Raw genomic sequence first — 26,678 nt, forward strand, 5'->3', positions numbered from 1 at the left:
CCCCTGTGAGGATGACGACCCTCTCATCCTCCGGGGCACCTGAATCCGGAACATCGAAGCCTTCCGGCTTATCTCCAACAACGTAGCTCACCGGCTGGGGTTTCTCGATGAAAAGATGACGCCCGTTGATAAAGGCGATTCCACCATCCCATATTTCGGGGAACGTGAAGCCCTCTGTGAACCCCTTAACCGCCTGGAGAAAATCGAGCTCGTAGACGCGCTCCAGCTCCTCCCTCATCTTCGGCAGGAACGAGCGTATCTTCTCAAGCATCTCCCTGCTCCGCAGGTAGAGCTCCACCTTCAGCTCCCCCTCAAGCTCCTGCCTCAGCATCTCGACCCTCTCGGGAGGAACACTCACCGGGTAAAGCTCCTCGCGGGAGAAAAGCTCCATCGTCACACCGAGCCTTTCGGCGAGCTCGTTCTCTGCATCGTTTATCAGGTCGAGAATTTCACCCTCCACCTCACCAAAGTGCCTGAATATCGCCTCGTAGTTTCCGGCCTTGAGCTCACCCAGAAAGTCCAGAAGCTCCTTTCCGCTGAGGGTAAGGCTGAACTTCTCAAGCTTCTCGGAGATTTTCTCGTTGAGCTCACGCTCCTTCTCGGCTATTGTCTCCTCAAGGTTTTCGAGCAGCTTTCTCTTTTCCATGATGTCTTCCAGGGAACTCAGGGCATCAAGGATTTTCCCGGCAACGCTCTCCCTTCCGGTTAGCTCCCCTATTTTAGCCAAGGCTTCAAGAGTCTCCCTGTTCTCCCACAGGGGCATGACGTAGAGCTCCGGGGCCACCTGGGAGGGCGTAAGTTCGACGTCTATTCCATAACCGACCGTGCTGAGGACGAGGGGGTAACCTTCCGCCTCCTCGATACTCGTTGTGACTTCACACAGGTTCAACCCCTCGGCCTTTTCGAGCTCATCCTCATCGACTACCAGAATCCGATCGTGAAGGAAGTCCCGCCTGAACTTTATGGGCTTCACGCGGGATAGGTGATCTCTAATCTCGGGCCGGATCTTTGAGAGGTTTTCGCGGAGGTAGACTTGCCTGCGGAGAATTTCCTCCCTGTCTGAAACCGGCTCAAAACTGTCCAGAAAACGGGCGCTCTCAGGAAGGACTAACCGCTTCTTTACCTCTCCCTGGATCGACCTGTGTATAGCCCTGGCTTCCGGATTGAGCTTGAGGGTCATCGTTTAAGGAACGTGGCAGGGCCTAAAAAACTTACCTGAAACGAAGGGCGGGTAATCTTTATAAACTGTGTGAGTAATCCTGAAACAATATGGGTGGGTGCATGTGATAGTCGAGAAAATACTTCGACCAGCTTACACGATCCTGGTGGCAGACCTAAAGAAATTCGAGCCGGGGGATATTCTTGAGGGATTCGGGCGGAGGGGTGCCCACGTCTGGAAGCTTCAGGGAGAGCTCGACCTGGAGCTTGAGGTGGAGTCCTTTATATCCACGACCTATGGGGAATACGTCTACGTCCTCCGCTTCAAGGGGACGACGTACCTTGCTAGAAGTACGGAGAAGATAACCGGGAAGGACTGGAACCCAAACTCTTACCTGGCAAGGGACGAGAACGGTCTCAAGCGCTTCCTCCTGCGCGAGCTGTCCCTGAAGTCGAAGCTCCTACTTGAGATCCCCTCTGCGGCCATCTGGATAGCGATAAGCTTCGGCATCATAAACAGGATAAAGGAGAACCCCATCGGAAGCTTCCTGCTGATATTCCTTGGCTTATTCTTCAACGACATCGCCAAAGCTTTAGAGTACCTCATCCTCGGCTACTGCAAGGCCTGACCTTTTTCTTTCCTGACGACGTGGATGTCCTCTATCCTGGTGAACGGGTACTGGCCCTTTTCGTCCTTTTCGACGGCCTTCACCATGTCCCATATCGTCAGCAGGGCGACGCTCACGCCTGTCAGGGCCTCCATCTCGACGCCCGTCTTGTACGTCGCGCGGACCTCGCAGGTGGCTTCTATGTAGTCCTCCCCAAACTCGAAGGTGATGTCAACGCCTGTGAGCGGTATTGGGTGGCAGAGGGGTATGAGTTCTGGTGTTTTTTTCACCGCGAGGATTCCGGCTATCTGGGCCGTGGCTATGACGTTACCCTTCTTCGTCTTTCCGGCCTTTATGAGCTCTATAGTTTCCGGCCTGAGCCGTATTCTGCCCTTTGCGACGGCCTTCCTGAAGACCACCCCTTTGTGGCCCACTTCGACCATCTTAACGCCCCTATCATCTACGTGGGTTAGTTCCTTCATTTGATGGCCCCCATAGGGTTGAAGAAAAAGGATGAGATCATCCCTTCGCAACGCCCATCGGGCGCATTCTTGCAACCAGGTTCGCTATCCCCGCCTCGTGGACTACGTTGACGACGTTGTCAACGCTCTTGTAGGCTCCAGGTGCTTCTTCAGCCACAACCCTGAGAGAGGCCGCGCGGATGTAGATGCCCTGCCTTGCAAGCTCGTTCTTGAGCCTGTCGCCGCGGTACTGCCTGGTGGCGGCCTTCCTGCTGAGCAGTCTTCCGGCACCGTGGCAGGTCGAACCAAAGGTCTCCGTCATCGAGCCCTCGGCACCAGCAAGAACGTAGCTCGCGGTTCCCATCGAACCTGGAATCAGAACCGGCTGACCGACATCCCTGTAGGCCTTCGGAACGTCCGGGTGGCCGGCAGGGAAGGCCCTCGTGGCTCCCTTCCTGTGGACGACGACCTTGACCTTTCTGCCGTCAACGACGTGCTCCTCTACCTTCGCTATGTTGTGAGCGACGTCGTAAACGATGTGCATCTCCATGTCCTCGGCCTTCCTCTTGAAGACCTCCTCAAAGCTCTCCCTGACCCAGTGGGTTATCATCTGCCGGTTGGCCCACGCGAAGTTGGCAGCGGCCTTCATCGCGCTGAAATAGCGCTGTCCCTCCTCCGTCTGGAAGGGAACACTGACAAGTTCTCTATCGGGCCACGGAACCCCGTACTTCCGGTTGGCCTTCTCCATTATCCTGAGGTAGTCGCTCGCCACTTGGTGCCCGAGCCCCCTGCTTCCGGTGTGAATCATGACGACGACCTGCCCCTCGAAGAGGCCGTAGGCTTCCGCTATCTTCTCGTCGAAGACCTTATCAACCACCTGAACCTCAAGGAAGTGGTTTCCTGAGCCGAGGGAACCGAGCTGAGGTGCTCCGCGCTGCTTTGCCTTCTGGCTGACGGCATTTGGATCCGCACCTTCCATCCTTCCGCCTTCCTCGAGGTGCTCCAAGTCCTCCTTCCAGCCGTAGCCGTTGTCAACTGCCCACTTGGCACCGTCAGCGAGAACGTCGTCAAGCTGCGTCCAGTGGAGTCTCACCCTTCCCTTGCTTCCCAGTCCCGAGGGTACGTTCCTAAAGAGCGTGTCCACGAGCTCCTTGATGCGAGGTCTTACTTCCTTCTCGGTGAGGTTGGTCCTGATTAAGCGGACGCCGCAGTTGTGGACGACAACGCCGTTGGCTATGAAGTTGTGGGCCTCGTGATAGACTCCGATGTCGTAGAATTTGTCGTATGAAGGCCTGACCTTCTCGACCTTTGCAACCCTCTCCGCAACAAAGCCGCCCTCGTAGCCCCTCTCCTTCGCGAACTCCTCGAAGGTCGGGAAGTCCTTCGGAACCCTTGGTTCTCTGTAACCCTCGTAGATGCTCCTCTCAACGAAGCGCCTGTGTACAACGTCCTTGACGGCTTCGTAGGCCTTCTTTACGCTCCCGGTTCTCTCGTAGATTTCCCTTGCTTTTTCAATGGCCATTCTGCGCTCTTCTCTAACGCGCTCCTTGAGCTTGAGATAGGCGGCCGCGATGAGACCCTTGGCCTTCTTTTCGAGGTCGTACTCGTAATTTATCCTCTCCACGAAGGCCTTAACGCTCTCCTCGCCCACTATCGAGAGCCTGTAGGTCACGCCCTTCCTTGACTTGACCTCGTAAAGGGTTGTCTTTATGCCGAACTCCTCCAGTAGCTTTGCAACGTCGCCGAGGAACTCGGCAAGGTTTTCGGAGAGGCTTTCATCCTTCGACTGGGTGAGGTTTATTGGGAGCGGTGTGTTGCCCTTGAACTCGACTATGCTTCCGTCCGCCGCGAAGAGTCCGGCCAGGAAGTTCCTCTTGACCCAGAGGGGGGCTTCCATTATCCACCCGGGAACGCGGTAGGTTATCTCTGTCTTCTTGCCCCTCGGCATGCCGAGTTTCTCTAGGAGGAGTGCGAAGCTCCTTGATGTAACCCTTAGCTCCGCGGAGATGCTCCTACCCTCGTAGTGCCCGCTGGTTGTTTCGATGCTGTAGCCCCTCTCGCGGACGTAGAGGTTCGCACTTATTCCGAGCCTCTCAAGGTCCTTCTTGAGCTCCCTAAGGGTTTCTTCCTTCCCGTAGAAGGCCAGTGTAAGTCTGCCGGACATTTCGCCGAGGTGGCCGTCGCCGAAGGCAAAGCCCAGTATCCTAGCTATCGTTCCCACCCTGGGGTCATCCCAGCGGAGCGGGATCAGGTTTCTCTCGCGGAGGAAGTTCAGCACCTGGGGGTCCTCGTCCTTGAACGCATCCTCGTTGAGGACGATGCCCTTTCTTTCCTCGTATTCTACACCCTCGAAGGGGTAAACTATTACCAGCTCGCCTTCCTTTACGTCCCCCATGTAGACGTATCCCTGGGGCGTTAGAACCGGGTGGTCCTCGCTGCCCTCTATTACCCTACCGCTCTCCGTCGTTATCCTCACGGCGAGTTCGTTCCCCTCGACTTCCCTCTCGGCAACGAAGGCAACCCTTGAGGCGTCGTTGTGACCCTCGTCGAGGTTGTAGACCTTCACACCCTGGAGCTTGAACTTCTCGGGCAGCTCTTCAACTTTAATCCAGTATCCGTGCTCCGTCAGGACTTTTGAGCCTGGAGCAAGGCAATTGATGTCGTATCCAACTCCTCCGGGGCTTATAACGCCCTCCTTCACGTCAAACGCCGCCACTCCGCCAATCGGGAAGCCGTAGCCCTGGTGACCGTCGGGCATGACGATTGAGTACTTGTAGATGCCGGGGAGCATCGCAACGTTGGCAGCCTGCTCAAGGGTTCTGTCTCCCCTCATCTTCTCTATCAGCTGGTCGTCAGCGTAAACCCTGCCCGGAACGCGCATTCTCTTGTCGTACTTCGGTATCTCCCAGCGTATTTTATCTATCCTCTTCAGCGGCACCATCCTCCTACCTCCTGTTTAGATTACCCTAACGTTATTTTAAGCTTTCGTGGGGTCTTCGAGCTTCAGCCTCCTCTCCTTCGGCACGTAGTTTATGAGCCTGCCCTCCTTGGCCTTGGCCGAGCCGAGGTAGTAGGAGCGCCACTTGACTATCACCCATCCGTGAAGGTCTTTATCATCAATCTCCACGCTCTCGCCGGCCAGATACCGCTTAGCCCTCCCGTCGTCCAGCTCAACGACGTTCTTTGTGGCTTTCGGCCCAACGAGGAAGGAACCTTCGATGCTCAGCCTTATCCCGTCGCTCTCCACCCTGCCGAAGTACACCCCGTTTCTGTCGGGGCCCCTGATTTCAAGGGAGCAGGGCTTCCAGGCGTAGACCTTGTGATACCTCCCGCGTATCTCATAGACAAGCTCCGGCGCATAGCCGTAGTTCTCAATGAGGAGCCTTTTGACGAGTTCGGCGTCATTTGTCTGCCCTATCTCCGCCCTCGGATTGTCGTTCATGCCCCTCCCTCCGGCTTTACAATCTTTGCGATGAAAAACGCCTCGGTGTCGTTGTCGTTGGGATGAATCCTCAGGGCCTTTCTCAGCTCCTCCGAGTAGGTTCTCCCCTCCCACTCGAGGATCGGCTCGCTGGTCTTCACGGGCAGGTCTATGCGCTCGAGCCTCGCGTCGGTCTTCCGGAGCAGGTAGTCAACGACCTCCTCGTTTTCGAGCGGGTCTATCGTGCAGGTGGAATAGACGAGCGTCCCACCGGGCTTTAATGCCTCGTACGCCGCCCTGATGAGCCTCTTCTGGATGTTCATGTACTTAATGACGCCCCTGAGCCGCCACTCCTCCAGGAAACGCCACTTCTTCCGTATCATCCCCACGGAGGAGCACGGTGCGTCGAGGAGGATTCTGTTGAAGGTATTCGTGAAGCGGGCGAAGTAGGCCCCGTCCTTTGTAGTTACGCGGGTGTTTAAGACGCCCATCCTGTTGAGGTTCGCGATGAGGACGTTGGCCCTGCTGAGCTTGGGGTCATTGGCTATTATACAGCCCTCGTTCTCCATGTACTGGGCCATCTGGCCCGTCTTGGAGCCCGGAGCAGCGGCCATATCCAAAACCAGCTCTCCCGGCTTTGGATCCAGCACCACAGGAGGAATCATCGAGCTGGCTTCTTGGCCAAAGACCAAACCCAGGCCGTGCTCCGGAACCTTGGCAAGGTTGTCCACGTTGATGAAAAACCCCTCGCGGGCCCAGGGGATCTGCTCCAGCTCGAACTCCTCGCTCAGCCTTTCCACGACTACCTCAAGCGGTGCCTTGAGAGTGTTAACCCTTATGCTTTGCCTGAGCGGCCTTACTATGAACTCCCAGAACTCGTCCGTGTCTTCGAGCTTTGAATAGCGCTCGTAAAAAGCTGGGTTTACCTCCCTGATTCTGTCCCTCGCGCTCATGGAACCACCTCACAGGTCGGGAACCAGCTGGGCCATCCACCTGCCGTCCGGCAGCCTCTCGATCTTCATGTCGTGGTAGGTTATCGCCTTCACTTCCTCCTTCGGCTCGTGCCTCTCGTAGTCGATGGGCTCACCGCAGGCCTTCGCTTTAATCCTGTAACCCTCGTCCGCTTTCTCTATCTCGACCGCCACATCGCCGAAGACGAGGCCCTCTATGTCGTGCAGAACGAGGAGCTCCTCAAGGAAGTTGTAGAGCAAAGCCTCAAGATCCTTCCCTTCGGTTTTGACTTCGCGGCACTCCTTCGGCTCGACCTTCCTCACGTCGACCATGACATCAAAGAGGGCCAGCGCAACGGCCTCGAAGGCCTCCTCGAGAGTATCACCGTAACCCCTGATGCCAATGTCGGCGGTGTGCTCGTAGTGCTCCCACTCACGCATATCCTTACCACCTCCCTCCCCCATAATCCTGCGCTCTCCCTCATCCCACATTTCCCGCAGGGTCTCTTCGGAAGGTTTACCCTTAACCGGAACCGGCTCTATGAATTTCTCTCCTGTCACTACTCACACCGTACAGGGGTTTGGAGGAGGATTTTATAAACCCCACCAATCGAAACCGTTAATTAGACCGCCGTCGAAATGGTAGAGGTGGTGATATGAGGGAGATAACGCCGAGACGTATAATCGAGATGAAGGGGAAGGAAAAGATAGCGATGGTAACGGCTTACGATTACCCCTCCGCAATGATAGCAGACAAAGCGGGGATTGACATAATCTTCATTGGGGACTCCCTCGGCATGGTCGTTTACGGGGAGTCCAACACTCTGAACGTGAGCATGGAGCAGATGGTCTACCACACGAGGGCCGTTTCAAAGGCGGTAAAGCGGGCCCTCGTTTTGGCAGACATGCCCTTCGGGAGCTACGAGATAGACACGGATGAAGGTTTGAGGAACGCGGTGCGGCTGATTCAGGCCGGGGCGGACGCGGTAAAGATCGAGGGCGGCTACGATCACAGGGAGCTCGTGAGGAAGCTCGTCCGCATGGGCATTCCGGTGATGGGACATACGGGCCTTACCCCGCAGCGCTTCCTCCGCCTGGGCGGCTACAGGCTCATGGGAGAGACTGAGGAAGAAATCGAGGAAATCCTGCGCGATGCTAAAGCGTTGGAGAGGGCTGGAGCTTTTGCCGTCGTCATAGAATTTACCCTCGCGGACGTTGCGAAGCTGGTAACAGAAGAGGTCTCCATTCCGACCATCGGCATCGGGGCCGGGCCATACGTGGACGGACAGGTTCTGGTCTGGCACGACCTCCTCGGGATTTACGAGAACGTCCCGCCCTTCGTCAAGAAGTACGCTGACATAGGTGGGATGATCCGCCTCGCCCTCGAGAACTACCGTGAAGAGGTCAAGAACGGCTCTTTCCCTGCAAAGGAGCACTACTGGGAATTCCTCGATAAGGACGACTTCAGGAAAAAGGCCCGGAAGGTTCTTGAGAGGCTGGAGGATGAGTGAATGCTGAAAGGTAAGAGGATAACTGTCATAATTCCAGCATACAACGAGGCAAAACGAATCGGGAAAGTCCTTGAGAGGATTCCAGAGTTCGTGGATGAAGTAATCGTTGTGGACGATGGGAGCAGCGACAGCACCTATAGGGTGGCCGTGGAATACAGCAAAAAAGACCCCAGGATTAAAGCGCTGAGACTCGAGAAGAACAGCGGAAAAGGAGCAGCCATGAGGGCAGGCGTGAAGGAAGCTACTGGAGAGATCATAGTTTTCATGGACGCCGACGGCCAGCACAAACCTGAGGAGATAATCAAGCTCGTTGAGCCGGTAGTCAGCGGCGAGGCGGACATGGTCATAGGTGCCAGGAAGGTCGAGGAGGCCGGAAAAAGGCCCCTCCACAGGCGCCTTAGCAACATAATCACGACCCGCTTGATCAGGTTCAAGCTTGGCATGTACATCTACGACACTCAGAGCGGTTTCAGAGCCTTCAGGCGCGAGTTCCTCCCCGGGATAGAAAGCGACCGATACGAGGTCGAAACGGAGATGCTCTTCAAGGCCGCAAAGATGGGGGCTAGGATAAAGGAAGTGCCCGTTAGTATGATATACGACCCCTCTAGGGAGGGACGCTTCGGCATCAGGGATGTTTTCAGATTTCTTAGGGTGTACCTCGGGTTCTGAGCTCGCTCTTTACCTTTACTGCACCCAGCGTTCCGAGGGTTATGAGGATAAATCCGAGGGCATGGTGGACGGTCAGTGTCTCCCCCATGAGAACGCCCAGCCCTATGGCAACTGCCGGGGCCGGGGTTATTATTGCGGTGGCCTTGGAGAGGTTTATGCGCTTTATTGAAGCGTACCACACAAGCTGGCCGAATGCGATAACTATGCCCTCGGCCACGACGAATATAGACAGCTCAAGCCCCGTGGCGACAGCAAGCGGGAGGAGAAGCAGGAACCCAAAAGTGTTCCTGAGTGCAGCTATCAGGGACGGGCTGTATGGCAGCCTTTTGGCTATGACATGCCCAATCTGCCAGAACAGGGGCACGAGGAGAAGGAGCAGGTCGCCTAGATGCGGCTCTATCGCTTGACCCTGCGTTATGACGATGACGAGTCCGAACAGGATTACGGATGAATAAGCGACAAGCCGTTTTGTTATTCTCTCTCCTAAGAAGAACCATGAAAGAAAGAATGACCACAGAACCTCGCTCCTCGTTATCAGGGCGGCGTTAATGGCGGTGCTCATCCTGGCGCCGAGGGAGTACGCAAGGTACGCCAGGGCAGTGCCGAAAAACCCCATGAAAAATGCCGTTTTGATGCTCTCGGAGCTGTGCCTGAGCTCATCGAGGCCGCCCTCCGAAAGAACGGCGGCCCACAGAAAGAGAGATGCAACCATTGCGGAGAGGGCGGCAAAACTGATCGGGTTTGAGGGGTTGGACTTGATGACCACTGGTTCGATCCCGTAGATGATAGCCCCCACCAGTGCCAGCATTCCCCCGAGAAACTCCCTATCCATGGTCGTTATTCAGAAGAACAGCCTTAAATCCCTATCGGGAATTCAGAAGTGTGGAGCCGGGACCGGGATTTGAACCCGGGACCTGCGGATTACGAGTCCGCCGCCCTGCCGAGCTAGGCTACCCCGGCACCCGATGTTAAGGTTTCAGGGGAGTTTATAAGCTTTACTCACGGGTTCTGTAGGATGCCCGTCACGAGTTCGTGCCACCTCTCGGGGTCAACCGCAACTATCAGGACAAGGATAGCCAGGAGGAGGTTAAAGACAGTGATCCGCCTCAGAGACCGGACCTCGATGCCGTACAGTACCTCCGGGATGTCCGTGTGCCTCCCCTCCGTGAACCGGGAGACGGCGATGCCGAGCAGGAATCCTGTTACCACATCGTAGATCCAGTGGTGACCCAGGAGGACGGTGGCAAATGGTATCATTGTGTTCATCCCTATCAGAGCTCTTCCGCTTGGGCTTTTTCTGTACTTCCAGAGGGTTATTATGTGTATGGCCACAAAAGTGTTGTGAAGGGACGGCAGAACGAACTCCTGCCTGGTCAGCAGGGTGTTCACGGAAGTATAGCCAGGCATGCCGTAAACCATGTGTGGAGCGTGGACGTGGGCCACTAGGTACACCACACCAGCAACAGCGTATGCCCCAAGGTACCTCAGGAACAGTTCATCCGAGCCCTCAAGGTCGCGCTTGTAGAGGAGGAGGTATGCCACCGTTAGTGCAATTGAGCCGGAAAAACCCAGGTAGTACACGGCCGAAAATAGGGGGTCCAGGAAGGGAACGCTCTTAGTGAGCTCCACGAGGCCGAGCACGAGATCCCTTGAGGTCAGTGGAAGTTCAAGGAAGCTACCGGTAAAATCAATGCTCCAGCGGCCCAGATAGCCGTAAATTATGCCGAAGGCGATCCAGCCAAAGTAGCTCATAAGAAACGCGTTGAGCCTCAGAAGGACAGCGGGATCGTGGAGTCTCTGACGGAGCGTGTCCATGCTTTTACCCCCGGTAGTCAGGCCCTTAACTTCCACAAGGTGAATGCGGTGGAGCTTATCTCCTAAGCCCTTAAAAAGCTTACACCCCACTAGGTGATGGTGGATCGAAATGGAGATTCCAAACTATGGGATTATTGAGTTTTATGCCGTCCTCTTTGACCTCAACGGAACCCTTGGGGAAGGGGGTAAGGTCGACGAGGAGGTCAGGCACCTGCTGGAAAGGCTCGCCGACAGGTACACAGTTGTCGTTCTGAGCGCTGACACCTTCGGCACTCTGGAGGAGGAGCTGAAAGGCCTACCGGTCAGGGTTGAGAGAGTTTCCAGCGGTGCTGAGAAGGCCAGGATAGCGGAGGGCTACAAACCCTATGCCGCAGTCGGCAACGGCAACAACGACGTGGCGATGCTTGAGGGGGCAGAACTGGCCTTCTGTGTCGTCGGGCCCGAAGGGGCCACCGTTGATGCACTCTTGGCGAGCGACATCATTGTTAAGGACGTTAGGGATGCCATAGCGATGCTCCTAGATGAAAGGAAGCTGATAGCGACGCTCAGAGGGTGAGCTATGGGGTACAGAACGCTGAAGAAAATCGGAACGGCTGAGCTGGTAATCAAAAAGTCGGTTTTCATAGGCTATGCCTCACCCGCGGATAGTGAGAAGGATGCCAAGGCGTTCATAGCCAAAATAAAAGCCCACCACAGGGACGCGACTCACAACGTCTCAGCCTACCTCATCAACGATGGGAAGAACTTCGCCGTTCGCTACGATGACGATGGCGAGCCTAAAGGCTCAGCAGGGAAGCCTGTCTTAAAGGTCATCCAGAACAAAGGTCTGAGCAACGTTGTTGTCGTGGTTACGCGCTACTTCGGCGGCATAAAGCTCGGCTACGGCGGGCTTGTTAAGGCCTACAGCGATGCGGCCAGCTTGGCCATAGATAAGGCTGGCATCGTCGAAATCTACGAAACCGAGCGTTTTGAGGTTACCCTCCCCTACAACCTCTTCCACGTTGTAAAGGAGACTGTTGAGAAGGCAGGCGGCAGAATAGTCGGAGAGGAATACGGCGGACTGGTTAAGTTCACGGTCGAGACGCGGAAGGGTGAAGCAGAGTCCCTGATGGAGCTCCTCACGGAGAGGACGAAGGGAAGAGTCAGACTGAGACCGCTGTTCATGAGGAGCCTGTGATTTTTTACATCCCATGTAAATTACATGGTATGTAAAAATCGCTCGACGTTAACATTATTTCCCCAGAATTTTCTCCCACACCCTTATCGCCATCCATTTATCAAGGAACTCATTGAAGGTGCCGCACTTCGGCGAGAGGACGCAGACCGGGCAGCCGTCTTTGCATTCGCAGCCCTTCAGGTGCTCTAAACTCTTCTCCATCAGTTTTTCGGCGTTCTCGTAGAGTATTGGCGCCAGCCCAGCGCCGAACTCGTTGCCGTCGTAGATAAACACCACTGGCTTCCCTACGTGGGGCGGATTGGGGAAGCTCGCGTAGCTGTAGCCGCCGAGCTCGCGTGAATCGACGTAGGTGAAGATGGGCGCTATCTTGATAATGTTGTGCTCTATGGCGTGAAGGGCCGAGCCTATTCCATCCTTGCTGTCCACCATCTTCTTTATCGCAAAGGCCAGCTCCTCCTCGTTTATTCCAAAACGCTGGAGGGTGTCGCCTATGGCCTTCCTGATGACGTGGCTCGTGGCACCGAGGTAGATGGGGAAGAGCTTCTTTCTGTCCAGGTTCTCGTAGAGGGTGAAAGCGAGGTCTTCCTTGCCTTTCTCCGCAGCTATGCCGAAAAATTCCCTGAACTCCTCGTTCGGAATCTCTCGTATCCAGTCAGGGAAGACGAGCCAGATTCCCTCGGTCTCGAACTCCCTAATGTGGGGCTCCTCGAACTCAACCCTGGCGAACCTTTCCCAGTTGAGTATCGAGAAGTCTTCGTCGGCCTTGACCCTCTCACCGCTCAGGGGGGAATAGATTTCACCCTTCAGGACTCCCGCCTCCTTCAGCCTCATCAGTTCAGCCACGTAGTTGCCCACGTCGTTGCCCTTGATGGCGAAGCCAGTATAGATATGCCTCACCCTGAGCCGGCCGAGACATATCTCGACGCCCCTATACGCTTTGCTCGCCGTTGTCTCAAGTATCTCTACCTCCTCGCGCTTGCTCACGAATGTCTCCACGTCCCAGAGGCGATTTAACTGCCTGGCGAAGACGAAGTGGAACTTTCCAAGGGTTAAGCGCTCTCCTGACATGTAAAGCTCCCCGCGGGAGAAGTAGGCCATTCCAGGGAGGAGTGAGCGGTGATACTCGTCGGCATCGACCTCCTCGATGAGGTAGCCCTTTATCTTGAGCCAGTTGACGAAGCGGAGAAGCTCTCCAATGTCCCGCTTCTGCATCAGCTTCGCCCTTATCCAGGGCTCGTCCTTGACGAGGAAGAAGCTCTCGTCGGTGGCCGTCCTGAGGGAGGAGTAGCTGAAAGCGGGCCTCAAAGGTCTGACCTCGAGCTTGCCTGTTATTGGGTTCTTCCTGAGCGAGGCCCTGCGCTCTATAACAAGCCTCTCCATCACCTTTCGCTCGAACTCGTCCAGTTCGTCCCACTCGATTACTCCTATTTCAGTGAGCAGATAGTGCAGGTGCTTCTCCGCTATGCGCTCGTTCTCCAGGTTGACTGGCATGTACTCGATTATGCCCTTCTCGAGCCTCTCGGTTAGCTCGTCGAAGTGCTCGCGGTAGTAATAATCCAACCCGTTCTTCCTGAGGACAATGCCGTTTATCGCTTCCCTATCGGCGCTCCTTCCGGCCCTTCCAAAGCGCTGGATGAGTGAGAAGAGACCGTCGGGCGGAATGCCGTAGTTTATCACCGCATCCAGATCGCCGATGTCGATGCCGAGCTCGAGGGCGTTGGTTGTTAGGAGAACGAGAAGCTTCCCCTCCTTGAAGTCCCGTTCTATCTCCCAGCGGATGTTTTTAGGCAGCGTCCCTTTGTAGGTGCTCGTCTTGTGGAAGACTGGCGAATTGAGGAGGAAGCGCATGAGCTTCTCCGTTCCTTTACGTGAGTCGAAGAAGACGAGAGTCTTAATCTTCTTCTCGGCGAGCCTCTCCACAACGGCCCTCAAAAGCTGTCTCTCGTCGAGGTTCTTGGGCTCGAAGAGGATTAAGTACCGCCTCGGGAAGGGGTTCCTGGCCTCGCTTACCGGCTCGAACTCAGCTCTAAAAAGCTTCTCTGCAAACTCCCTTGGGTTTCTCAGTGTCGCTGAGAGGGCTATTATTTGAGGCTTCGCGCCGAGGCGCTTGAGCCTGAAGGCCAGCCGTCTGAACAGGTAAGCCGCGTTGCTTCCGAAGACGCCGCGATAAACGTGAAGCTCGTCCACGACGAGATAGCGGAGGTTCCTCAAAAGCCACTCGTAGTCGCGCCATCTCCTGAGGATGTTGTAGTGGAGCATATCCGGGGTCGTGAATATTACCCGCGGCCTCTCGCGGAGGATTTCCCTGCGCTTCTCCCAGGAGACGTCACCCGTCAGAATCCTCGCGGGCACGAATTTCCCGGTGAGGCGATAGAAGATGATGTTCTGGAGGGAAAACTTCTCAAGCTGGTTGTTTATGAGGGCGCGCGTCGGATAAACGAGGAGATAGGTTGCCCGGGGGTTGGAAAGGTAGGAGTCGAATATCGCCAGCCGGAATATCTCGCTCTTCCCGCTGGCGGTCGGGGTTGTTACAACGATGTTCTTCCCGGAGTAGAGGCTTTCGAGGGCCTCAACCTGATGGCGGTAGAGGGAAAAGCCGAGTTCTTCGAGGAGCTCGTTTATCTCGGGGTTGTTGAACCGAAAATCGGAGAACTCGCCGCCTCTCGGAGGAAAAACGTGAACTTTGGCTATTTCAGACTTGAGGGGTTTGAGGGTCTCGAAGAGGGACATGGAGATATATTGGGGGGAAACCGCTAAAAAATTTCTGGGGGCGAGGACACCAACACAATAAGCGATTTAAACACCGCCCTCAGAATGATTATGGGGATCACCATGGATGCCCATGAGGACGAATACGTTAGGATGTGGGCGGAGCAGATAAAGGCGAAGAAGCGAAGGAAGATAAAACTAACGCTCTTTATCCTGGGACTGTAGATTATTCTCCTGCTCGCATCGAGAAACAGTCCAGCCATCTTCTTTGGGGTGCTGTTCGGCGGCCTTTTTGTCATGGTGCTGTTCCTCCTCTCCCCCACCACCGAAGGGGAAGCGGGGGAGTTTTGGACGAGGGAAGTTGTAAGATGGAGGGACAGGAACAGTCCCTAAGCTATCGAGACAACAAGGATTATCCAACCCGCAACCCTTTAAAACCCTCTTCCTCAGCCTAACCCGGTGGTGAGAATGAGGATCGCGGTCATCGATTACGACAAGTGCAACCCTGACAAGTGCGGGCACTTCCTGTGTGAGCGCGTCTGCCCAGTCAATCGAATGGGTGGCGAGGCTATAATCATCGACGAGGAGAACTACAGGCCCATAATCCAAGAGGCAAGCTGTACCGGCTGTGGAATCTGCGTTCACAAGTGCCCGTTCAACGCGATAACCATCGTGAACCTCCCGGAGGAGCTTGAAGAGGGCTGCGTCCACCGCTACGGCGTCAACGCCTTTGTGCTGTACCGCCTGCCGGTCGTCAAGGACGGTATGGTCGTCGGAATCCTTGGTCCAAACGGAACCGGTAAGACCACCGCGGTCAAGATACTCGCCGGCCAGCTCCTCCCGAACCTCTGTGGAGACAACGACAGCTGGGACAACGTTATCAGGGCCTTCCGCGGCAACGAGCTCCAGACCTACTTTGAGAGGCTGAAAAACAAGGAGATTAGACCCGTTGTCAAGCCCCAGTACGTCGATTTAATCCCCAAGGCAGTGAAGGGCAAGGTGAGAGACTTACTCAAGAGGGCAGACGAGATTGGAGCATTCGATGAAGTTGTTGATGAGCTCGAGCTCAGGAACGTCCTAGATAGGAACATAGACCAGCTAAGCGGTGGTGAGCTGCAGAGGGTTGCAATAGCCGCGGCTCTGCTCAGGAATGCACACTTCTACTTCTTTGACGAGCCCTCCAGCTACCTCGATATACGACAGCGCCTCAAGGTCGCGAGGATAATAAGGAAGCTTGCCAACTCAGGAAAGGCCGTCTTAACTGTCGAGCACGACCTGGCGGTTCTCGACTACCTGAGCGACATAATCCACGTCGTCTACGGTAAGCCTGGCGCTTACGGTATCTTCTCCCAGCCGAAGGGAACGAGGAACGGCATCAACGAGTTCCTCAGGGGTTACCTAAGAGACGAGAACGTTAGATTTAGGCCCTACGAGATACGCTTCACCAAGTCCAGCGAGAGGCAGAGCCAGGCGAGCGAGATACTCGTTGAGTATCCGCGCCTCGTCAAGGACTACGGTGGGTTCAGACTGGAGGCCGAGCCAGGGACGCTCTACATGGGTGAAGTGGTTAGCATCGTTGGCCCAAACGGTATCGGTAAGACCACCTTCGTGAAGATGCTGGCCGGAGTGGAGAAGCCGACGGAGGGCGAGGTTGACTGGGAGCTCAAGGTCAGTTACAAGCCCCAGTACATCAAGGCAGACTATGAGGGAACGGTTTACGACCTCCTGAGCAAGATAGATGCCTCAAAGCTCCTCAGCAACTTCTACAAGACCGAGCTGTTAAACCCGCTGGGCATTCCAGACCTCTACGACAAGCAGGTGAACGAGCTGAGCGGTGGAGAGTTGCAGAGGGTCGCTATAACTGCGGCGCTCATACGCGATGCCGACCTCTACCTGCTCGACGAGCCCTCAGCCTACCTCGACGTCGAGCAGCGCTTGGCTGTATCAAGGGCGATAAGGCACCTCATGGAGAAGGAAGGAAAGACTGCCCTCGTAGTAGAGCACGACGTCCTCATGATAGACTACATAAGCGACAGGATAATGGTCTTCGAGGGAGAGCCTGGCAAGTACGGTAGGGCCCTGCCGCCGACGGGAATGCGCGAGGGCATGAACCGCTTCCTGGCCAGTGTGGGAGTAACCTTCAGACGCGACCCAGACACCGGAAGGCCAAGGGCCAACAAGGAAGGAAGCGTCAAGGACAGGGAGCAGAAGGAGATGGGGGAGTACTACTACGTTGCCCCATGATTTTTCTACCCATACTTCCATTCCTGTACCTTTTCTTCTTCAGCAGTCCGCGCTCTGGGAGTAGTTCACCGGACGGAGCTTGATGGGTATCCTATAAACCCAGATAAACGTTGGCTAACGTTGTTTAACGGTAAAACTGAAAGAAGCCTGGGAGAACACCTCATTGTGAACAAACGCAAACCTAAGGATACGATTTCGTGAAAAAGGCTTAAATAGGTACTCTCTCATAGAGACAATCGAGGTGAAGCGCCATGATGTGGAAAAAAGGCGTGGCATTGCTCTTTGGTTTGATGTTGATATCGGCAGGGTTCGCCTTTGGCAGTGTCTCTGCCGGGGAAACCACTGTGACTGTTATACTTGTCAGCGACAACGAGGCTGACGGCGCACTCGCCCAGTACATTGCTAACCTCACGGGAGCAGTGGTGGTAACGACCCAGTGGGGCGTCTACGACCCCAACGTCACCGCGGAGATCATAAGCCACGCCCCCGATGAGGTCATAATAATCGGCGGCCCGGACGCCGTCGTTGACCAGTACATAGACGACCTCCAGGAGTTCAACATAACCACCGAGCGCTGGTGGGGCCGGAACAGGTACGAGACAAACATGGCAGTTATAGGGAACGCAACGGTCAGGCTTGGGCTCAGGTTCGGGGACGACATGGTAGTGGTGCCTGGTAATGATACTGCTGGAATCAGGGAGGCCATCAAAAAGGCCATGAGAACGAGGGCGGTAATTATATTTGCCAACGAAAGCACCGATGTCCCCGGGGTCATCGCCAGAATGAGGATCCATCCTAGGAACGTGACCGTCGTTGGGAGCGCCGCCATGGAGAGGATCGCAGAAAGGGTCATGAAGCAGCTGGCGATGCACGGCGGCATCGGGGCCAACGTCAGCGAAGTCCGGGTCAACATAACGGCCGAGATGGCCATGGAGGCCATCAACATGAGCGAGCAGAGGGTGGCGACAGCCGAGGAGATGATGGCGAACGTTACCCTGCCGCCGCAGATGGAGAAAGTCGCTGAAAGGATGCTCGACCTTGCGAAGGAGGAGCTCAAACTGGCCAAGGAGGCATACACCGCCGGCAACTACGGCAGGGCCTACGGACAGGCCATAGCCGCTAAGGCCCACGCCGAGTTCGCAATCAGAATGGCCTCCAGGGAGTGGCAGGCGATGCTCAAGACCAACAAGGAGATGGGGCTGGAAATAAAGCTCAGAATGATCAGTGCCCAGCTGGAGGTTCTAAAGAGGAGTGGTGTTAACGTCTCCGAAATAGAGACCCTTGTGGACGCGGCCAAGAAGGCGCTGGAGCAGGGGGACATCGACGCTGCCCACAGCCTGCTGATGGAGATACGGATGAGCCTGAAGACGCTGTACCTCAAGGAGAGACTCTCCCTCAGAAGGGGCAAGCACGTCCCGTTTGGTGGTCATGGGGCCCCATGAGCCCCTTGCAACATCTCTATTTTTATTGGATACAGGGCAAAGTAATTTAAGCGTGTGAGAGATACCAGAGCGGCTGGGACTTCAGAAACAGGGGTGATTCACATGCTGCCGCCAGGCAAGGTTCCGCCTGAAAAGCTCAGGGAGCTCGTGTTCAACCACCTGGGGGCCAGGGGAGAGAGGGTCATCATAGGGGCAGACCTTGGCGTTGATGCCGCCGCGGTAGACTTCGGCTCTTCCGTTCTCGTTGCCTCGACGGATCCAATCACCGGGGCTGAAAAGAGAATCGGCTTCTACGCGGTTCATGTCAACGCCAACGACGTAGCTACGTTTGGGGCCAGGCCAAAGTGGTTTCTGGTGAGCATACTCCTGCCAGAGAACGCGGATGAAAGCCTCCTGGCCGGAATAATGGAGGAGCTGCATAAAAGCGCATCAGGGCTCGGAATAGCCATTGTGGGTGGTCATACAGAGGTAACTCCGGGGCTAAAGAGGCCCATCGTCGTCGGCACAATGCTCGGAGAGGTGGAGAAAGACAAACTGGTCACATCAAACGGGGCAAGGCCGGGGGATGCGATAATCCTCACAAAGTGGGCCGGCCTTGAGGGAACCGCGATAATAGCGAACGAGAGAGGAGAAGAGCTGGAGAGGGCCTTTGGAAGGGAATTCGTCGAGAGGGCGAGGTCTTTCATCGAGATGATAAGCGTCGTGGAAGATGCCCTCACGGCCAACGAGGTCGGCGTCCATGCCATGCACGACCCCACTGAGGGAGGAGTGGCAAACGGCCTCCACGAGATGGCCGACGCCGCTGGGCTGGGCTTTGTTGTCTACAAAGACAGGATACCCGTGAGGGAAGAGACCGTCAGGATATGCGGGTTCTATGGTCTGAACCCGCTGGCGCTTATAAGCTCCGGCGCCCTTATGATAGCGGCCCCGAAGGAGAACACTGGGAAGATTATGGCCGCACTCTCGGAAAAGGGCATAAACGCCGCGGTGATAGGGGAGTTTACAGAAGACCCCGGAGAAAGGGTCATCTGCGAAAAAGGCACCAGACGCCCCCTAGAAAGGCCGGACAGCGATGAGCTGTGGAAAGTTGTCTAAAGCTCCACTGCTACCCTCAGCCCCTCTTCCTCCTCAAGCTTTTTGAGCACCTTCAGAGCGGCCTCCGGGCTGATCCGGACCGCCTTTATGTGCTCGTAGGCTTTTCGTATCTCCTCCTTCTGGTAGCCCGCAGCCCTCTTCTCCATGTAGAGCAGGACGGCCATCAGGACACCTTTAACGCTCTTCTCCGGCAGGGGGAGCATCTTCCAGCCCCCATCGTGGACGTAAGCCGCCCTGGGTTTTTCCCTTCCCGTTAGATCCGCGACGGGCACAAGGCCAGACGCCCCGCCCGATGTCAAGTACTCCACCAGGACGTCTTCGGGATAGCCCTCTTTTTTCAACCCGGAGAAACTGAGCTCCAGTGCCTTCAGGAGAGACGAGAGCCTTTCGATGTCCCGTATTTTCTCCTTAGACAGAAGGGAAAGCTTCAGCAATGAGCGCTCAACGGGCTCGTTCTCGATATCCACCTTAAGAAGGACCCGGTCCCAGAGCCTGGAGCCCTCTTCGAACGCCTTAACCGCTATCCACACCGAACCGTTGGTCAGGATGCCGTATCTAACCCCCGCATTGAAGCAGTACCTGGCGAGCTGTCTGAGGGGTTCGTCCTTTCTGGCTATATTGACACCGAGGTTCTTGGCTTCAACGTACGCAAAGACCGAACCGTCGAGTATGAGCGCGTAGTCAGCCCTCCCGTCCTCGGTTCTCTCCTCGGGCCGCACTTCCTCGGGGTTGTTCCAGTCCCACCCGAGGGCCTGAAATACCTCCCCAATTAGGTGCTGCTTTACAGCCTCCTCATTCTTTGTGTACAGCTCCCTGTGGGCCTTTATTTTTCTGAGAACGTTTGAGACGGCCCGTCTGAGTCCATCCATGCTCACACCCCCAGCACGTACTTCCCTCCCCCCAGATCTCCCCCCACAGCGGGCGGCGCACCCTCAGCACCTGCCGTATTTCCGGCATCTCACGCGGGTTCGGGAACTGGAGAATGTGAGAGCCGCCAGCCCCCTCTATCCGCAGTGACGTGTGCGGCGCGGGTGGCGTAGAAACCCCCGCCGGGGCTTCCATGCCTCACTCCCACCCACCAGCATGAGCTTCTCTATCCGTCCAGACCTAAAAGCTTTTGGGGGGAACGAACAAGATACCGCGGTGGGAAAAATGTGCAGGATACTGTTCGCGGTCGGCGACGGGCGGGAAATGGCCCCCCTTGTTGACGCCCTGGTAAAGTCCTCCAAGAGGGACCCATACAAGGAAAGGCGGGGGAGGGGATCCCAGCACAGGGACGGGTGGGGATACGTCCTCCTGAGGGAAGGAAGTGTCAGGCACTACCGCACAGCCAGGCCGATCTTCGAGGATCTCCGGGCCGTGGAGTCCCTTAAAGATGAGCTGAACGGCTTCACCGTGCTGATGGCCCACTCCCGGGCTGCATCTCAGGGGGTTAAGGGCCTGTTCAATGTCCAACCCCTGGCGTTTTCAAGCAGGCACGGATTCACGTTCTGGCTCATCCACAACGGTGACCTGGATAAGGAGAGGATAATCGAAATGGCGGAGCTCGAAGCGCGGGAGCTGGAGGGGGCTTCCGATACGTACGTGTTCGCAACATACCTCTGCAGAAGGCTCCAGAGCCCGAACCTCAGCGATCTTCTGGTCCAATACAGGGCCATCGAGGAGACTGTGAGGTCTGTCTTCAACACGGCCGCACTGTTCTATGATTCGAGGTTGGGCTTCAGGGCGTTCATAACCGCCAGGATGTCCGAAGGCTACCTGAAAGATCCCCTGCACCGGGACTACGCCAGGCTCCTGGTGCTTGAAAGGGGGAACATCTTTGCGGTGGCCTCATCGACGCTGGAGCTCTATCACCCGGAAGAGTACCGGGAGGTTCCAAACGAAACGGCCTTCTACCTGAAGATTGATGGGGAGGGTTTCGAGGTAAAGTCCCTCCACCTGTAGGCCGTATTTCCCTGTCGAGTACTGCGGGAGGTGGTTGGATGGAGAAGGGTGCCCCCATCAGGGTTTATATGACCCGGAAGCTCATAGGGGTTGAGCCGGAGGACACCGTCAAACGCGCCTGCGAGATCATGGTGGAGTTCGACATAGGCTCCCTTGTTGTTATAGAGAGGAACAACGTCGTGGGCTTCTTCACCAAGAGCGACATTATAAGGCGCGTTGTGATCCCCGGCCTCCCCAACACGACACCAGTAAAGGAAATAATGAGCCGCGAGCTGATAACCGTGGACGTCAACACGCCCCTTAGGGACGTCCTCGACATAATGGCAAAGAAGAGGGTCAAACACATGCTGATAGAGGAAAACGGGCGGATAGTCGGGATATTCTCCCTCAGCGATCTCCTTTCCGCGAGCAGGAGGAGGCTTGAGACAGCCATAGCGGCTGAGTGATGCCCCATGATAAGGATAGCCCACATAAGCGACACACACGTAACTGGAGGAAGTGCGTACAAAAGCTACGCCTACGACCTCATCGCCAACGAGATAAACCGTAGGGGGTTTGATTTCGTTATCCACACCGGTGATGTGACCAACCAGGGGCTCAGGGAGGAGTACGAAAGGGCGTCCTATGAGCTCAGGAAGATAGAAAAGCCTCTGGTGGTTGTTCCCGGCAACCACGACGTCAGGAACGTCGGGTACGAGCTCTTTGAGAGGTTCATCGGCCCATTGAACGGGGTCTTTGAGTTCAGGGACGGGGTTCTCATATGGGTTGACTCCACGATACCCGACCTGAGCGATGGCCGGGTGGGGGGTCACAAGTTCAAGTGGCTCAAAAAACAGCTGGAGAGGTACTCCGACAGGAAGTTCAAAATAGTCGCGGCCCACCACCACCTCGTCCCGCTCCCCGACACTGGCAGAGAGAGGAACGTTCTGTTCAACGCCGGCGATGTCCTTGATCTGCTCCTGAGGCACGAGGTCAACCTCTACACCTGCGGCCACAAGCACGTGCCCAACGTGTACCGGGTCGAGGATCTGGTGGTGGTCAACGCAGGCTGTACGTCCTGCAGGAAGACGAGAAAAGGTGACGTAAACAGCTACAACATCATAACCCTCCACGAGAACGGAAGGGTGGAGGTGACAGTGAAGCGCGTTACCGGGGACACCATGAAAAGAGAACACCGTCCGCTGAAGCCCAAGCTCTTTATTCCTCGGGGCAAACGCCTCATAAGGATAGTCCAGATGAGCGAGAGCAACGTCTCTGACAGGATATACTTCAGGCGCAAAGTCCTCGAAAACGCCATCCGGATGATAAACGAAAAGCTGAGGCCGGACATAGTCGTGCACTGCGGGGACGTCGTTGACATGGGGATTGAGCGATACTACGAGAGGGCCTACGAGCTCCACGAGAGAATAAAGGCCGAAAAGCTCGTCGTCCCCGGGCACAACGACATAACATACCTGGGATACGACCTGTTCCTGGAATACTTTGGGGAGCCGGAGATAATTGAGCTGGGGGACTTCGCGTTCATCCCTGTGAGGAGCGCCCAGTATGAGACGCCCATAGGCGTCGTCGGGAGGATAGGCCAGAAGGAGCTGGAAAAGCGCCTTAATGAGTACAGGGAGAAATTCACCGTGGTCGTAATGCACCACAACATCGTACCCATCCCGAGGAGCAGAGAAGTGGGCTTCCTTGAGGACGCGGGGGACGTTCTCAGGGTGGTTACAGAAAACGAGGCCAACCTTGTCCTTACCGGACACGGGGGCAACTCCTTTGGTGTGAAAATTGAAAAAACTCCCGTGGTCAATTCGGGCTCCATAAGCTGGGAGCTCCACAGGAACCCCTACGGGAACACGTTCAACCTGATAGACATCTACCCGGACATGGTGGTGATCTTCGAAATACAGGCCACGTGGGGCTCGGGGAGGCTGGTAGGGATATGGAAGATAAAGGGGCCATTTAAACATCCAGATACTCCCTGAGCCTCCCCATGAGCCTCTCCATAATGTCCTCCATTATCGCGGTGACAGTCCCCTCAAGCTCCAGGTTGTCTATCACGGGAACGCCATGCTGCCCCGCCTTTTTGACTATGAACTCCTGTATTTCAAGTATGGCGTCCAGGTGTTCGAGGTAGTAGTCGGCTGGTCTCTTGCTGTACCTCGCCCGCTCATAGAAGCGTGCCTCAAGTTCTTTTCTTCCCCTCACTGTTATAATGTACATAAAGCTGTTCTCCCCCAGTTCGATGTAGCCGGGAACCAAGTGGATGCCCTCTATTATCGTGTTGAATCCTTCCCGGTACGCCCTCTCCAGCACGGCGCTGACACCAACGGAGACGTGCTGCACCTGGTTCTCAAAGCCCCGTATAAGGGGAGAATTGCCCGCCCTGCCCGTCTGGACAGTCCTCCATGCGAGGAAAGACGAGGTGTGGAGGTCCGGGAGGAGCTCGGGCGCGATTATCTTTCTCATAACCTCCCTTATGGTGTCAGTCCCGATAACGCTCCGTATGCCCAGGCGGAAGGCCAGTTCAGTCGCTATGGTAGACTTTCCAACTCCCGTTGCACCCCCAAGGAGTATCATTATCGGAACTTTGAGGCGCCTCAGCTGGCGCCAGAAGAGGTAACGCTTGGCCGCCTCCTTGAGACCATGGTCGAGAAGCTTCCTGTATGTGAGCTCTCTTATCTCCTCGGTGGTCACGAGCTTGAGGCCCTTCTCGTTCAGATCCTTCTGAACTTCGGTTGCGATTATGTACGCTATACCCACCTCAACACCTGCAAGGGTTATGGAACGGGTCAGTATCCCCCTGGAAAACGGCAGGCGTATCTTTTTTTCAGGATCAGTCACGATTATCATCGCCATCCCTCCAGCACCCTCCGCCCGAGCTCAAGAACTGCCCCCCGGAGATCCTTTCCGTCCACGTTAACTGGCTCATTGTCAAGGTATATGACCTCCAGCCCCCTCTCCAGCGCCCATTTTGTGACCACATCCACCGCCGCCGCCTTTAATTCGACGGCAACTGCCTCTATGTCCCCAAACCCCTCCAGATCCTTCACCAGGAGCTCTCTGCGGGACAGGTTGGCCGAAACCGCAACGACCTCCGCTCCCATCGCCTCTAGCCGTTCCGCCGTCCGGAGGAGTGCGTCAGCAGACGTCATCACGAGGCCGAGTCTTTTTCCGGACACATCCCCCAGGGGCCTGGGCTGAAACGCCGTCAGGTGTATGTCCGCGTCCCTGTTCACGGACCGTATAGCGTCCACCACGCTCCTGAGCCTGTCCTCTCCTGCGGAGTCGGCCATCGTTACAACAACTATGTCCGCGAGGGCCACTCTGAAGGGGCCGAAGTAGCCCCTGAGAAAATCAGGCCTTCCCCTGGCGCTGGTTATAAGTATGTACCCATCGGCCCGATAAGATGGGAAGGTGGCGCCACTGCCCTCAAGGATTATCAGGTCGTGGGGGAGGCTTTCAGCCAGCTTCACACCCTCGTCAATGACGTCAAAGAAGGAAAACCCCGCCATCCCCCCGCCACATCTCCGGCAGCCTATGGTCGTCACCCCTGCGGTCAGGGCGTCCTCGAAGTGATCCGACGCCGCATGTCTCCCGTTCTCGGCCAGCTTTACCAGGAAGTCGGGCGTTATTCTGAACCTCTCCCCGTCGATCACCTCCGGCTCCGCAGGGCCACCCCGCCCCATGGTGACGATAACGGGCCTGGCTATCCCCTTAAGGATTCTTGCTATGAACCCGCTCACTGCGGTTTTTCCGACCCTCTTTCCCGTGCCTATCACCGCTAGCGTGGGCTTGTTCGCCCTTTTCATCGGCCTCGGGAAGAACTGGAAATCGGCGCCCCTGTAGGGCACGCCATGGAGCATACATATGGAGGCTATCCTGAAGCGATCCTCGTAGTTGATAACCGGCTCGTCGCTCAGGTCAACAACTTCTGTCACTTCGTTCTCCGTGAGTGCGGCCCTGATGGCATCCAAATAATCGGGAGCATGGTATATTTTAACGCCAATCTTCTCCTCGATCTCGGATATGTTCCCTATTTTCTCCGTCCCACCAAGGAACACCGCACAGCACACGTCCCCCAGCTTTTGGAGGGCCCAAGCAATAACGTCAGGATAGTGCTCGCCGTCTATCAAGGCGAGCTTTCCTTTCCCTCTCATACCACCACCAACTGAGCATTGCCTCAGGGGGATTTAACCTTTTGCCACCCGGATCGTCATGGCCCCCCGGGGCGTAGGAAAGGTTATAAACCCCCTGCAAATAAAACTAATGGTGGCCTCCAGAAGGCCCCGTAAAGCGGAGGTGTTGAAGATGGCCGAGATGATAGTTAAGTCCAAGGTTAAGGAAGCCATAAAGGCCATAGACCCCGATATGAGGGTCAACCCGGAGTTCTTCGAGGCCCTTGAGGCTGAGCTCAAGGTTCTCATCGAGAAGGCCGTCAAGAGGGCCAAGGACGAGGGCAAGAAGACCCTTTACCCGAGGCACGTCTGAAGTGCTTCTCCGATTTTTCCAATTCTTCAATAATTTCATCGATGGTCTTTTATTCTCCTCCCCCAAACTTCTACGGTGGTAGCATGGTGCTTAGAAAGCTCGGCGATTCTGCCTACCTGTACCCGGGGAGCCCATCCACACTCATTAAGGTTCTTGAGGGCGGGGAAGCCATCCTGATCGACCCCGGCCACGGGAGCGGGCGGCACAAAGACCTTAGAAGGGAGGTACGAAAGCTCGGCTTGGAGATCAAGGCCCAGCTTGCAACCCACGGCCATGCAGACCACGTGGCCGTCGCGCCAAGGATAAACGCCCCCCTCTTCATGCACCGCTTCGAGTTCTCGGTAGCGGAGAGCCCGCTGAACAGGGAGCTCCTCACCTTTGGCTCCAAGGCTCCTAGGGGGTTCCTCGTCTTCCAGTTCCCGGAGGAGGTTAAAGTTCACGCCGTCTTTGAATGGAACGACGAGCCCTTTGGTGTAAAAGCCATCAAGCTCAACGGCCACTCTCCGGGGATGACGGGCTTTCTGGACGAGGATAACGGCCTGATCTATGCAGGCGATTCCTTCTTCGGTGAAAGGGTCATCCGCTCGGTTGGACTTCCCTACCTGGTTGACCCGGAATTATACAAAGCTTCAATTATGGAATTGCAGAATTATGCGGAGAACGGATACCTCCTCATACCATCCCACGGGAAGCCGGTCAAAGGGGAGGAGGCCATCGCTCTCCTCGACTTCAACCTCAATCGCGTGGAGGAAACCGAATCGCTGATGCTTAAACTCCTTGAAACTCCCCTGTCCACCGACGGACTGGCCTTCAGGATAATGAAGCGCTACGGGGTGAACATAACCCCTCAGAAGCTAGCACTCAACCTCGTTCCCGTTAGGGCGTTCATAGCCCAGCTCTACAATGAGGGGAAGATAGAAGCACTCGTAGAGGACGGGCTCAGATGGAGGGTGAGAAGGGACTGAGATCTGCGGTCGCCAACCTTTGATGCC

25 protein-coding genes and 1 tRNA gene are annotated in these 26,678 nt (G+C 55.9%); 13 read left to right on the top strand and 13 right to left on the bottom strand.

Going from position 1 to position 26,678, the window contains the following annotated elements; genetic code table 11:
• Positions 1-1,180 (bottom strand): endonuclease MutS2 (locus tag E3E36_RS00005; protein WP_167893436.1); only part of this gene is annotated, 1,180 nt, incomplete at its 3' end.
• Positions 1,181-1,283: 103 nt separating this feature from the next.
• Here E3E36_RS00005 and E3E36_RS00010 point away from each other — a divergent pair.
• On the top strand, positions 1,284-1,787 hold the full coding sequence (locus tag E3E36_RS00010) for a hypothetical protein (RefSeq protein WP_167893437.1): 504 nt from the start codon (positions 1,284-1,286) through the stop codon (positions 1,785-1,787).
• On the opposite strand, the gene moaC is transcribed toward E3E36_RS00010, so the two are convergent.
• From moaC to E3E36_RS00035, 5 genes are read right to left on the bottom strand one after another with little or no spacing between them, the layout of a single operon-like run.
• Positions 1,772-2,248: a cyclic pyranopterin monophosphate synthase MoaC gene (gene moaC, locus E3E36_RS00015; RefSeq protein WP_167893438.1), complete on the bottom strand. Its 477-nt coding sequence runs from the start codon at positions 2,246-2,248 to the stop codon at positions 1,772-1,774. The two genes, E3E36_RS00010 and moaC, sit on opposite strands and share 16 nt — an antisense overlap.
• A gap of 37 nt (positions 2,249-2,285) precedes the next feature.
• Positions 2,286-5,168, bottom strand: coding sequence for an intein-containing RctB family protein (locus tag E3E36_RS00020; RefSeq protein ID WP_167893439.1), 2,883 nt, complete (start codon positions 5,166-5,168; stop codon positions 2,286-2,288).
• Between the two features lie 36 nt (positions 5,169-5,204).
• Positions 5,205-5,669, bottom strand: a complete 465-nt coding sequence (locus E3E36_RS00025) for a hypothetical protein (RefSeq protein WP_167893440.1) — start codon at positions 5,667-5,669, stop codon at positions 5,205-5,207.
• Positions 5,666-6,601: a tRNA (cytosine(49)-C(5))-methyltransferase gene (locus E3E36_RS00030; protein ID WP_167893441.1), complete on the bottom strand. Its 936-nt coding sequence runs from the start codon at positions 6,599-6,601 to the stop codon at positions 5,666-5,668. Before E3E36_RS00030 ends, E3E36_RS00025 begins: the two co-directional genes overlap by 4 nt.
• 9 nt (positions 6,602-6,610) lie before the next feature.
• Positions 6,611-7,039 carry an archease gene (locus E3E36_RS00035; protein ID WP_167894630.1) on the bottom strand — a complete coding sequence of 143 codons (429 nt, stop codon included), beginning with the start codon at positions 7,037-7,039 and terminating at the stop codon, positions 6,611-6,613.
• Positions 7,040-7,254: 215 nt separating this feature from the next.
• On the opposite strand from E3E36_RS00035, the gene panB reads away from it, so the two are divergent.
• Together panB and E3E36_RS00045 are read left to right on the top strand one after the other, a co-directional pair.
• On the top strand, positions 7,255-8,109 hold the full coding sequence (gene panB, locus E3E36_RS00040) for a 3-methyl-2-oxobutanoate hydroxymethyltransferase (protein WP_167893442.1): 855 nt from the start codon (positions 7,255-7,257) through the stop codon (positions 8,107-8,109).
• A complete protein-coding gene (locus tag E3E36_RS00045; protein WP_167893443.1) occupies positions 8,110-8,778 on the top strand; it encodes a glycosyltransferase family 2 protein in 669 nt (222 codons plus the stop codon). It begins immediately after the preceding gene.
• Here E3E36_RS00045 and E3E36_RS00050 read toward each other — a convergent pair.
• The 3 genes from E3E36_RS00050 to E3E36_RS00060 form a co-directional block, all read right to left on the bottom strand.
• On the bottom strand, positions 8,756-9,610 hold the full coding sequence (locus E3E36_RS00050) for a DMT family transporter (protein WP_167893444.1): 855 nt from the start codon (positions 9,608-9,610) through the stop codon (positions 8,756-8,758). The two genes, E3E36_RS00045 and E3E36_RS00050, sit on opposite strands and share 23 nt — an antisense overlap.
• 51 nt (positions 9,611-9,661) lie before the next feature.
• Positions 9,662-9,738: transfer RNA gene (locus tag E3E36_RS00055), tRNA-Thr, on the bottom strand.
• A gap of 39 nt (positions 9,739-9,777) precedes the next feature.
• Entirely contained in the window at positions 9,778-10,593 is an 816-nt protein-coding gene (locus E3E36_RS00060; protein WP_167893445.1) for a phosphatase PAP2 family protein, read from the bottom strand.
• Between the two features lie 109 nt (positions 10,594-10,702).
• Between E3E36_RS00060 and E3E36_RS00065 the strand changes: the two genes are divergently transcribed.
• Positions 10,703-11,149: an HAD family hydrolase gene (locus E3E36_RS00065; protein ID WP_167893446.1), complete on the top strand. Its 447-nt coding sequence runs from the start codon at positions 10,703-10,705 to the stop codon at positions 11,147-11,149.
• 3 nt (positions 11,150-11,152) lie between these two features.
• Positions 11,153-11,770 (top strand): YigZ family protein, encoded by a 618-nt coding sequence (locus E3E36_RS00070; protein WP_167893447.1) that lies wholly within the window; start codon positions 11,153-11,155, stop codon positions 11,768-11,770.
• Positions 11,771-11,824: 54 nt separating this feature from the next.
• Here E3E36_RS00070 and E3E36_RS00075 read toward each other — a convergent pair whose 3' ends face one another.
• Positions 11,825-14,500 (bottom strand): DEAD/DEAH box helicase, encoded by a 2,676-nt coding sequence (locus tag E3E36_RS00075; RefSeq protein ID WP_167893448.1) that lies wholly within the window; start codon positions 14,498-14,500, stop codon positions 11,825-11,827.
• A gap of 447 nt (positions 14,501-14,947) precedes the next feature.
• Here E3E36_RS00075 and E3E36_RS00080 point away from each other — a divergent pair, with 447 nt between their 5' ends.
• The 3 genes from E3E36_RS00080 (at position 14,948) to E3E36_RS00090 (ending at position 19,260) form a co-directional block, all read left to right on the top strand.
• Complete coding sequence (locus E3E36_RS00080) at positions 14,948-16,723, top strand: ribosome biogenesis/translation initiation ATPase RLI (protein WP_167894631.1); 1,776 nt, start codon at positions 14,948-14,950, stop codon at positions 16,721-16,723.
• Positions 16,724-16,974: 251 nt separating this feature from the next.
• On the top strand, positions 16,975-18,165 hold the full coding sequence (locus E3E36_RS00085) for a cell wall-binding repeat-containing protein (protein WP_206203449.1): 1,191 nt from the start codon (positions 16,975-16,977) through the stop codon (positions 18,163-18,165).
• 102 nt (positions 18,166-18,267) lie between these two features.
• Complete coding sequence (locus E3E36_RS00090) at positions 18,268-19,260, top strand: AIR synthase family protein (RefSeq protein WP_167893449.1); 993 nt, start codon at positions 18,268-18,270, stop codon at positions 19,258-19,260.
• Here E3E36_RS00090 and E3E36_RS00095 read toward each other — a convergent pair.
• On the bottom strand, positions 19,257-20,129 hold the full coding sequence (locus tag E3E36_RS00095) for a type I restriction enzyme HsdR N-terminal domain-containing protein (protein WP_167893450.1): 873 nt from the start codon (positions 20,127-20,129) through the stop codon (positions 19,257-19,259). The genes E3E36_RS00090 and E3E36_RS00095 overlap by 4 nt on opposite strands.
• A 283-nt stretch (positions 20,130-20,412) precedes the next feature.
• On the opposite strand from E3E36_RS00095, the gene E3E36_RS00100 reads away from it, so the two are divergent.
• Genes E3E36_RS00100 through E3E36_RS00110 form a run of 3 tightly spaced genes read left to right on the top strand, consistent with a single transcriptional unit; the run spans position 20,413 to position 23,180 of the window.
• A complete protein-coding gene (locus E3E36_RS00100; RefSeq protein ID WP_167893451.1) occupies positions 20,413-21,204 on the top strand; it encodes a class II glutamine amidotransferase in 792 nt (263 codons plus the stop codon).
• A 38-nt stretch (positions 21,205-21,242) separates the two neighbouring features.
• Positions 21,243-21,650 carry a cyclic nucleotide-binding/CBS domain-containing protein gene (locus tag E3E36_RS00105; protein WP_167893452.1) on the top strand — a complete coding sequence of 136 codons (408 nt, stop codon included), beginning with the start codon at positions 21,243-21,245 and terminating at the stop codon, positions 21,648-21,650.
• Positions 21,651-21,656: 6 nt separating this feature from the next.
• Positions 21,657-23,180, top strand: a complete 1,524-nt coding sequence (locus E3E36_RS00110; RefSeq protein ID WP_167893453.1) for a metallophosphoesterase — start codon at positions 21,657-21,659, stop codon at positions 23,178-23,180.
• Here the strand turns inward: E3E36_RS00110 and E3E36_RS00115 are convergent.
• Both E3E36_RS00115 and E3E36_RS00120 read right to left on the bottom strand, forming a co-directional pair.
• On the bottom strand, positions 23,158-24,048 hold the full coding sequence (locus tag E3E36_RS00115) for a 2-phosphoglycerate kinase (RefSeq protein ID WP_167894632.1): 891 nt from the start codon (positions 24,046-24,048) through the stop codon (positions 23,158-23,160). The genes E3E36_RS00110 and E3E36_RS00115 overlap by 23 nt on opposite strands.
• Complete coding sequence (locus tag E3E36_RS00120) at positions 24,045-25,355, bottom strand: 2,3-diphosphoglycerate synthetase (RefSeq protein WP_167893454.1); 1,311 nt, start codon at positions 25,353-25,355, stop codon at positions 24,045-24,047. The genes E3E36_RS00115 and E3E36_RS00120 overlap by 4 nt, the downstream gene beginning before the upstream one ends.
• 151 nt (positions 25,356-25,506) lie before the next feature.
• On the opposite strand from E3E36_RS00120, the gene E3E36_RS00125 reads away from it, so the two are divergent.
• Together E3E36_RS00125 and E3E36_RS00130 are read left to right on the top strand one after the other, a co-directional pair.
• Positions 25,507-25,686 carry a hypothetical protein gene (locus E3E36_RS00125; protein WP_167893455.1) on the top strand — a complete coding sequence of 60 codons (180 nt, stop codon included), beginning with the start codon at positions 25,507-25,509 and terminating at the stop codon, positions 25,684-25,686.
• An 83-nt stretch (positions 25,687-25,769) separates the two neighbouring features.
• The gene (locus tag E3E36_RS00130; protein ID WP_167893456.1) at positions 25,770-26,651 is read left to right on the top strand and encodes an MBL fold metallo-hydrolase; all 882 of its coding nucleotides are present in this window, start codon (positions 25,770-25,772) and stop codon (positions 26,649-26,651) included.
• Positions 26,652-26,678: the final 27 nt, after the last annotated feature.

Source organism: Thermococcus sp. M36 (assembly GCF_012027355.1).
Classification (GTDB): domain Archaea; phylum Methanobacteriota_B; class Thermococci; order Thermococcales; family Thermococcaceae; genus Thermococcus.

Bases quoted from the DNA above. Each gene is read 5' to 3' on its own strand.
- E3E36_RS00125 (WP_167893455.1), top strand. From the start codon at position 25,507: ATGGCCGAGATGATAGTTAAGTCCAAGGTTAAGGAAGCCATAAAGGCC.
- E3E36_RS00060 (WP_167893445.1), bottom strand. From the start codon at position 10,593: ATGGACACGCTCCGTCAGAGACTCCACGATCCCGCTGTCCTTCTGAGG.
- E3E36_RS00130 (WP_167893456.1), top strand. From the start codon at position 25,770: ATGGTGCTTAGAAAGCTCGGCGATTCTGCCTACCTGTACCCGGGGAGC.
- E3E36_RS00100 (WP_167893451.1), top strand. From the start codon at position 20,413: ATGTGCAGGATACTGTTCGCGGTCGGCGACGGGCGGGAAATGGCCCCC.
- E3E36_RS00065 (WP_167893446.1), top strand. From the start codon at position 10,703: ATGGAGATTCCAAACTATGGGATTATTGAGTTTTATGCCGTCCTCTTT.
- E3E36_RS00085 (WP_206203449.1), top strand. From the start codon at position 16,975: ATGATGTGGAAAAAAGGCGTGGCATTGCTCTTTGGTTTGATGTTGATA.
- E3E36_RS00020 (WP_167893439.1), bottom strand. From the start codon at position 5,168: ATGGTGCCGCTGAAGAGGATAGATAAAATACGCTGGGAGATACCGAAG.
- E3E36_RS00095 (WP_167893450.1), bottom strand. From the start codon at position 20,129: ATGGATGGACTCAGACGGGCCGTCTCAAACGTTCTCAGAAAAATAAAG.
- panB (WP_167893442.1), top strand. From the start codon at position 7,255: ATGAGGGAGATAACGCCGAGACGTATAATCGAGATGAAGGGGAAGGAA.
- E3E36_RS00035 (WP_167894630.1), bottom strand. From the start codon at position 7,039: ATGCGTGAGTGGGAGCACTACGAGCACACCGCCGACATTGGCATCAGG.
- E3E36_RS00025 (WP_167893440.1), bottom strand. From the start codon at position 5,669: ATGAACGACAATCCGAGGGCGGAGATAGGGCAGACAAATGACGCCGAA.
- E3E36_RS00115 (WP_167894632.1), bottom strand. From the start codon at position 24,048: ATGATAATCGTGACTGATCCTGAAAAAAAGATACGCCTGCCGTTTTCC.
- E3E36_RS00110 (WP_167893453.1), top strand. From the start codon at position 21,657: ATGATAAGGATAGCCCACATAAGCGACACACACGTAACTGGAGGAAGT.
- E3E36_RS00045 (WP_167893443.1), top strand. From the start codon at position 8,110: ATGCTGAAAGGTAAGAGGATAACTGTCATAATTCCAGCATACAACGAG.
- moaC (WP_167893438.1), bottom strand. From the start codon at position 2,248: ATGAAGGAACTAACCCACGTAGATGATAGGGGCGTTAAGATGGTCGAA.
- E3E36_RS00120 (WP_167893454.1), bottom strand. From the start codon at position 25,355: ATGAGAGGGAAAGGAAAGCTCGCCTTGATAGACGGCGAGCACTATCCT.
- E3E36_RS00030 (WP_167893441.1), bottom strand. From the start codon at position 6,601: ATGAGCGCGAGGGACAGAATCAGGGAGGTAAACCCAGCTTTTTACGAG.
- E3E36_RS00075 (WP_167893448.1), bottom strand. From the start codon at position 14,500: ATGTCCCTCTTCGAGACCCTCAAACCCCTCAAGTCTGAAATAGCCAAA.
- E3E36_RS00090 (WP_167893449.1), top strand. From the start codon at position 18,268: ATGCTGCCGCCAGGCAAGGTTCCGCCTGAAAAGCTCAGGGAGCTCGTG.
- E3E36_RS00105 (WP_167893452.1), top strand. From the start codon at position 21,243: ATGGAGAAGGGTGCCCCCATCAGGGTTTATATGACCCGGAAGCTCATA.
- E3E36_RS00050 (WP_167893444.1), bottom strand. From the start codon at position 9,610: ATGGATAGGGAGTTTCTCGGGGGAATGCTGGCACTGGTGGGGGCTATC.
- E3E36_RS00080 (WP_167894631.1), top strand. From the start codon at position 14,948: ATGAGGATCGCGGTCATCGATTACGACAAGTGCAACCCTGACAAGTGC.
- E3E36_RS00070 (WP_167893447.1), top strand. From the start codon at position 11,153: ATGGGGTACAGAACGCTGAAGAAAATCGGAACGGCTGAGCTGGTAATC.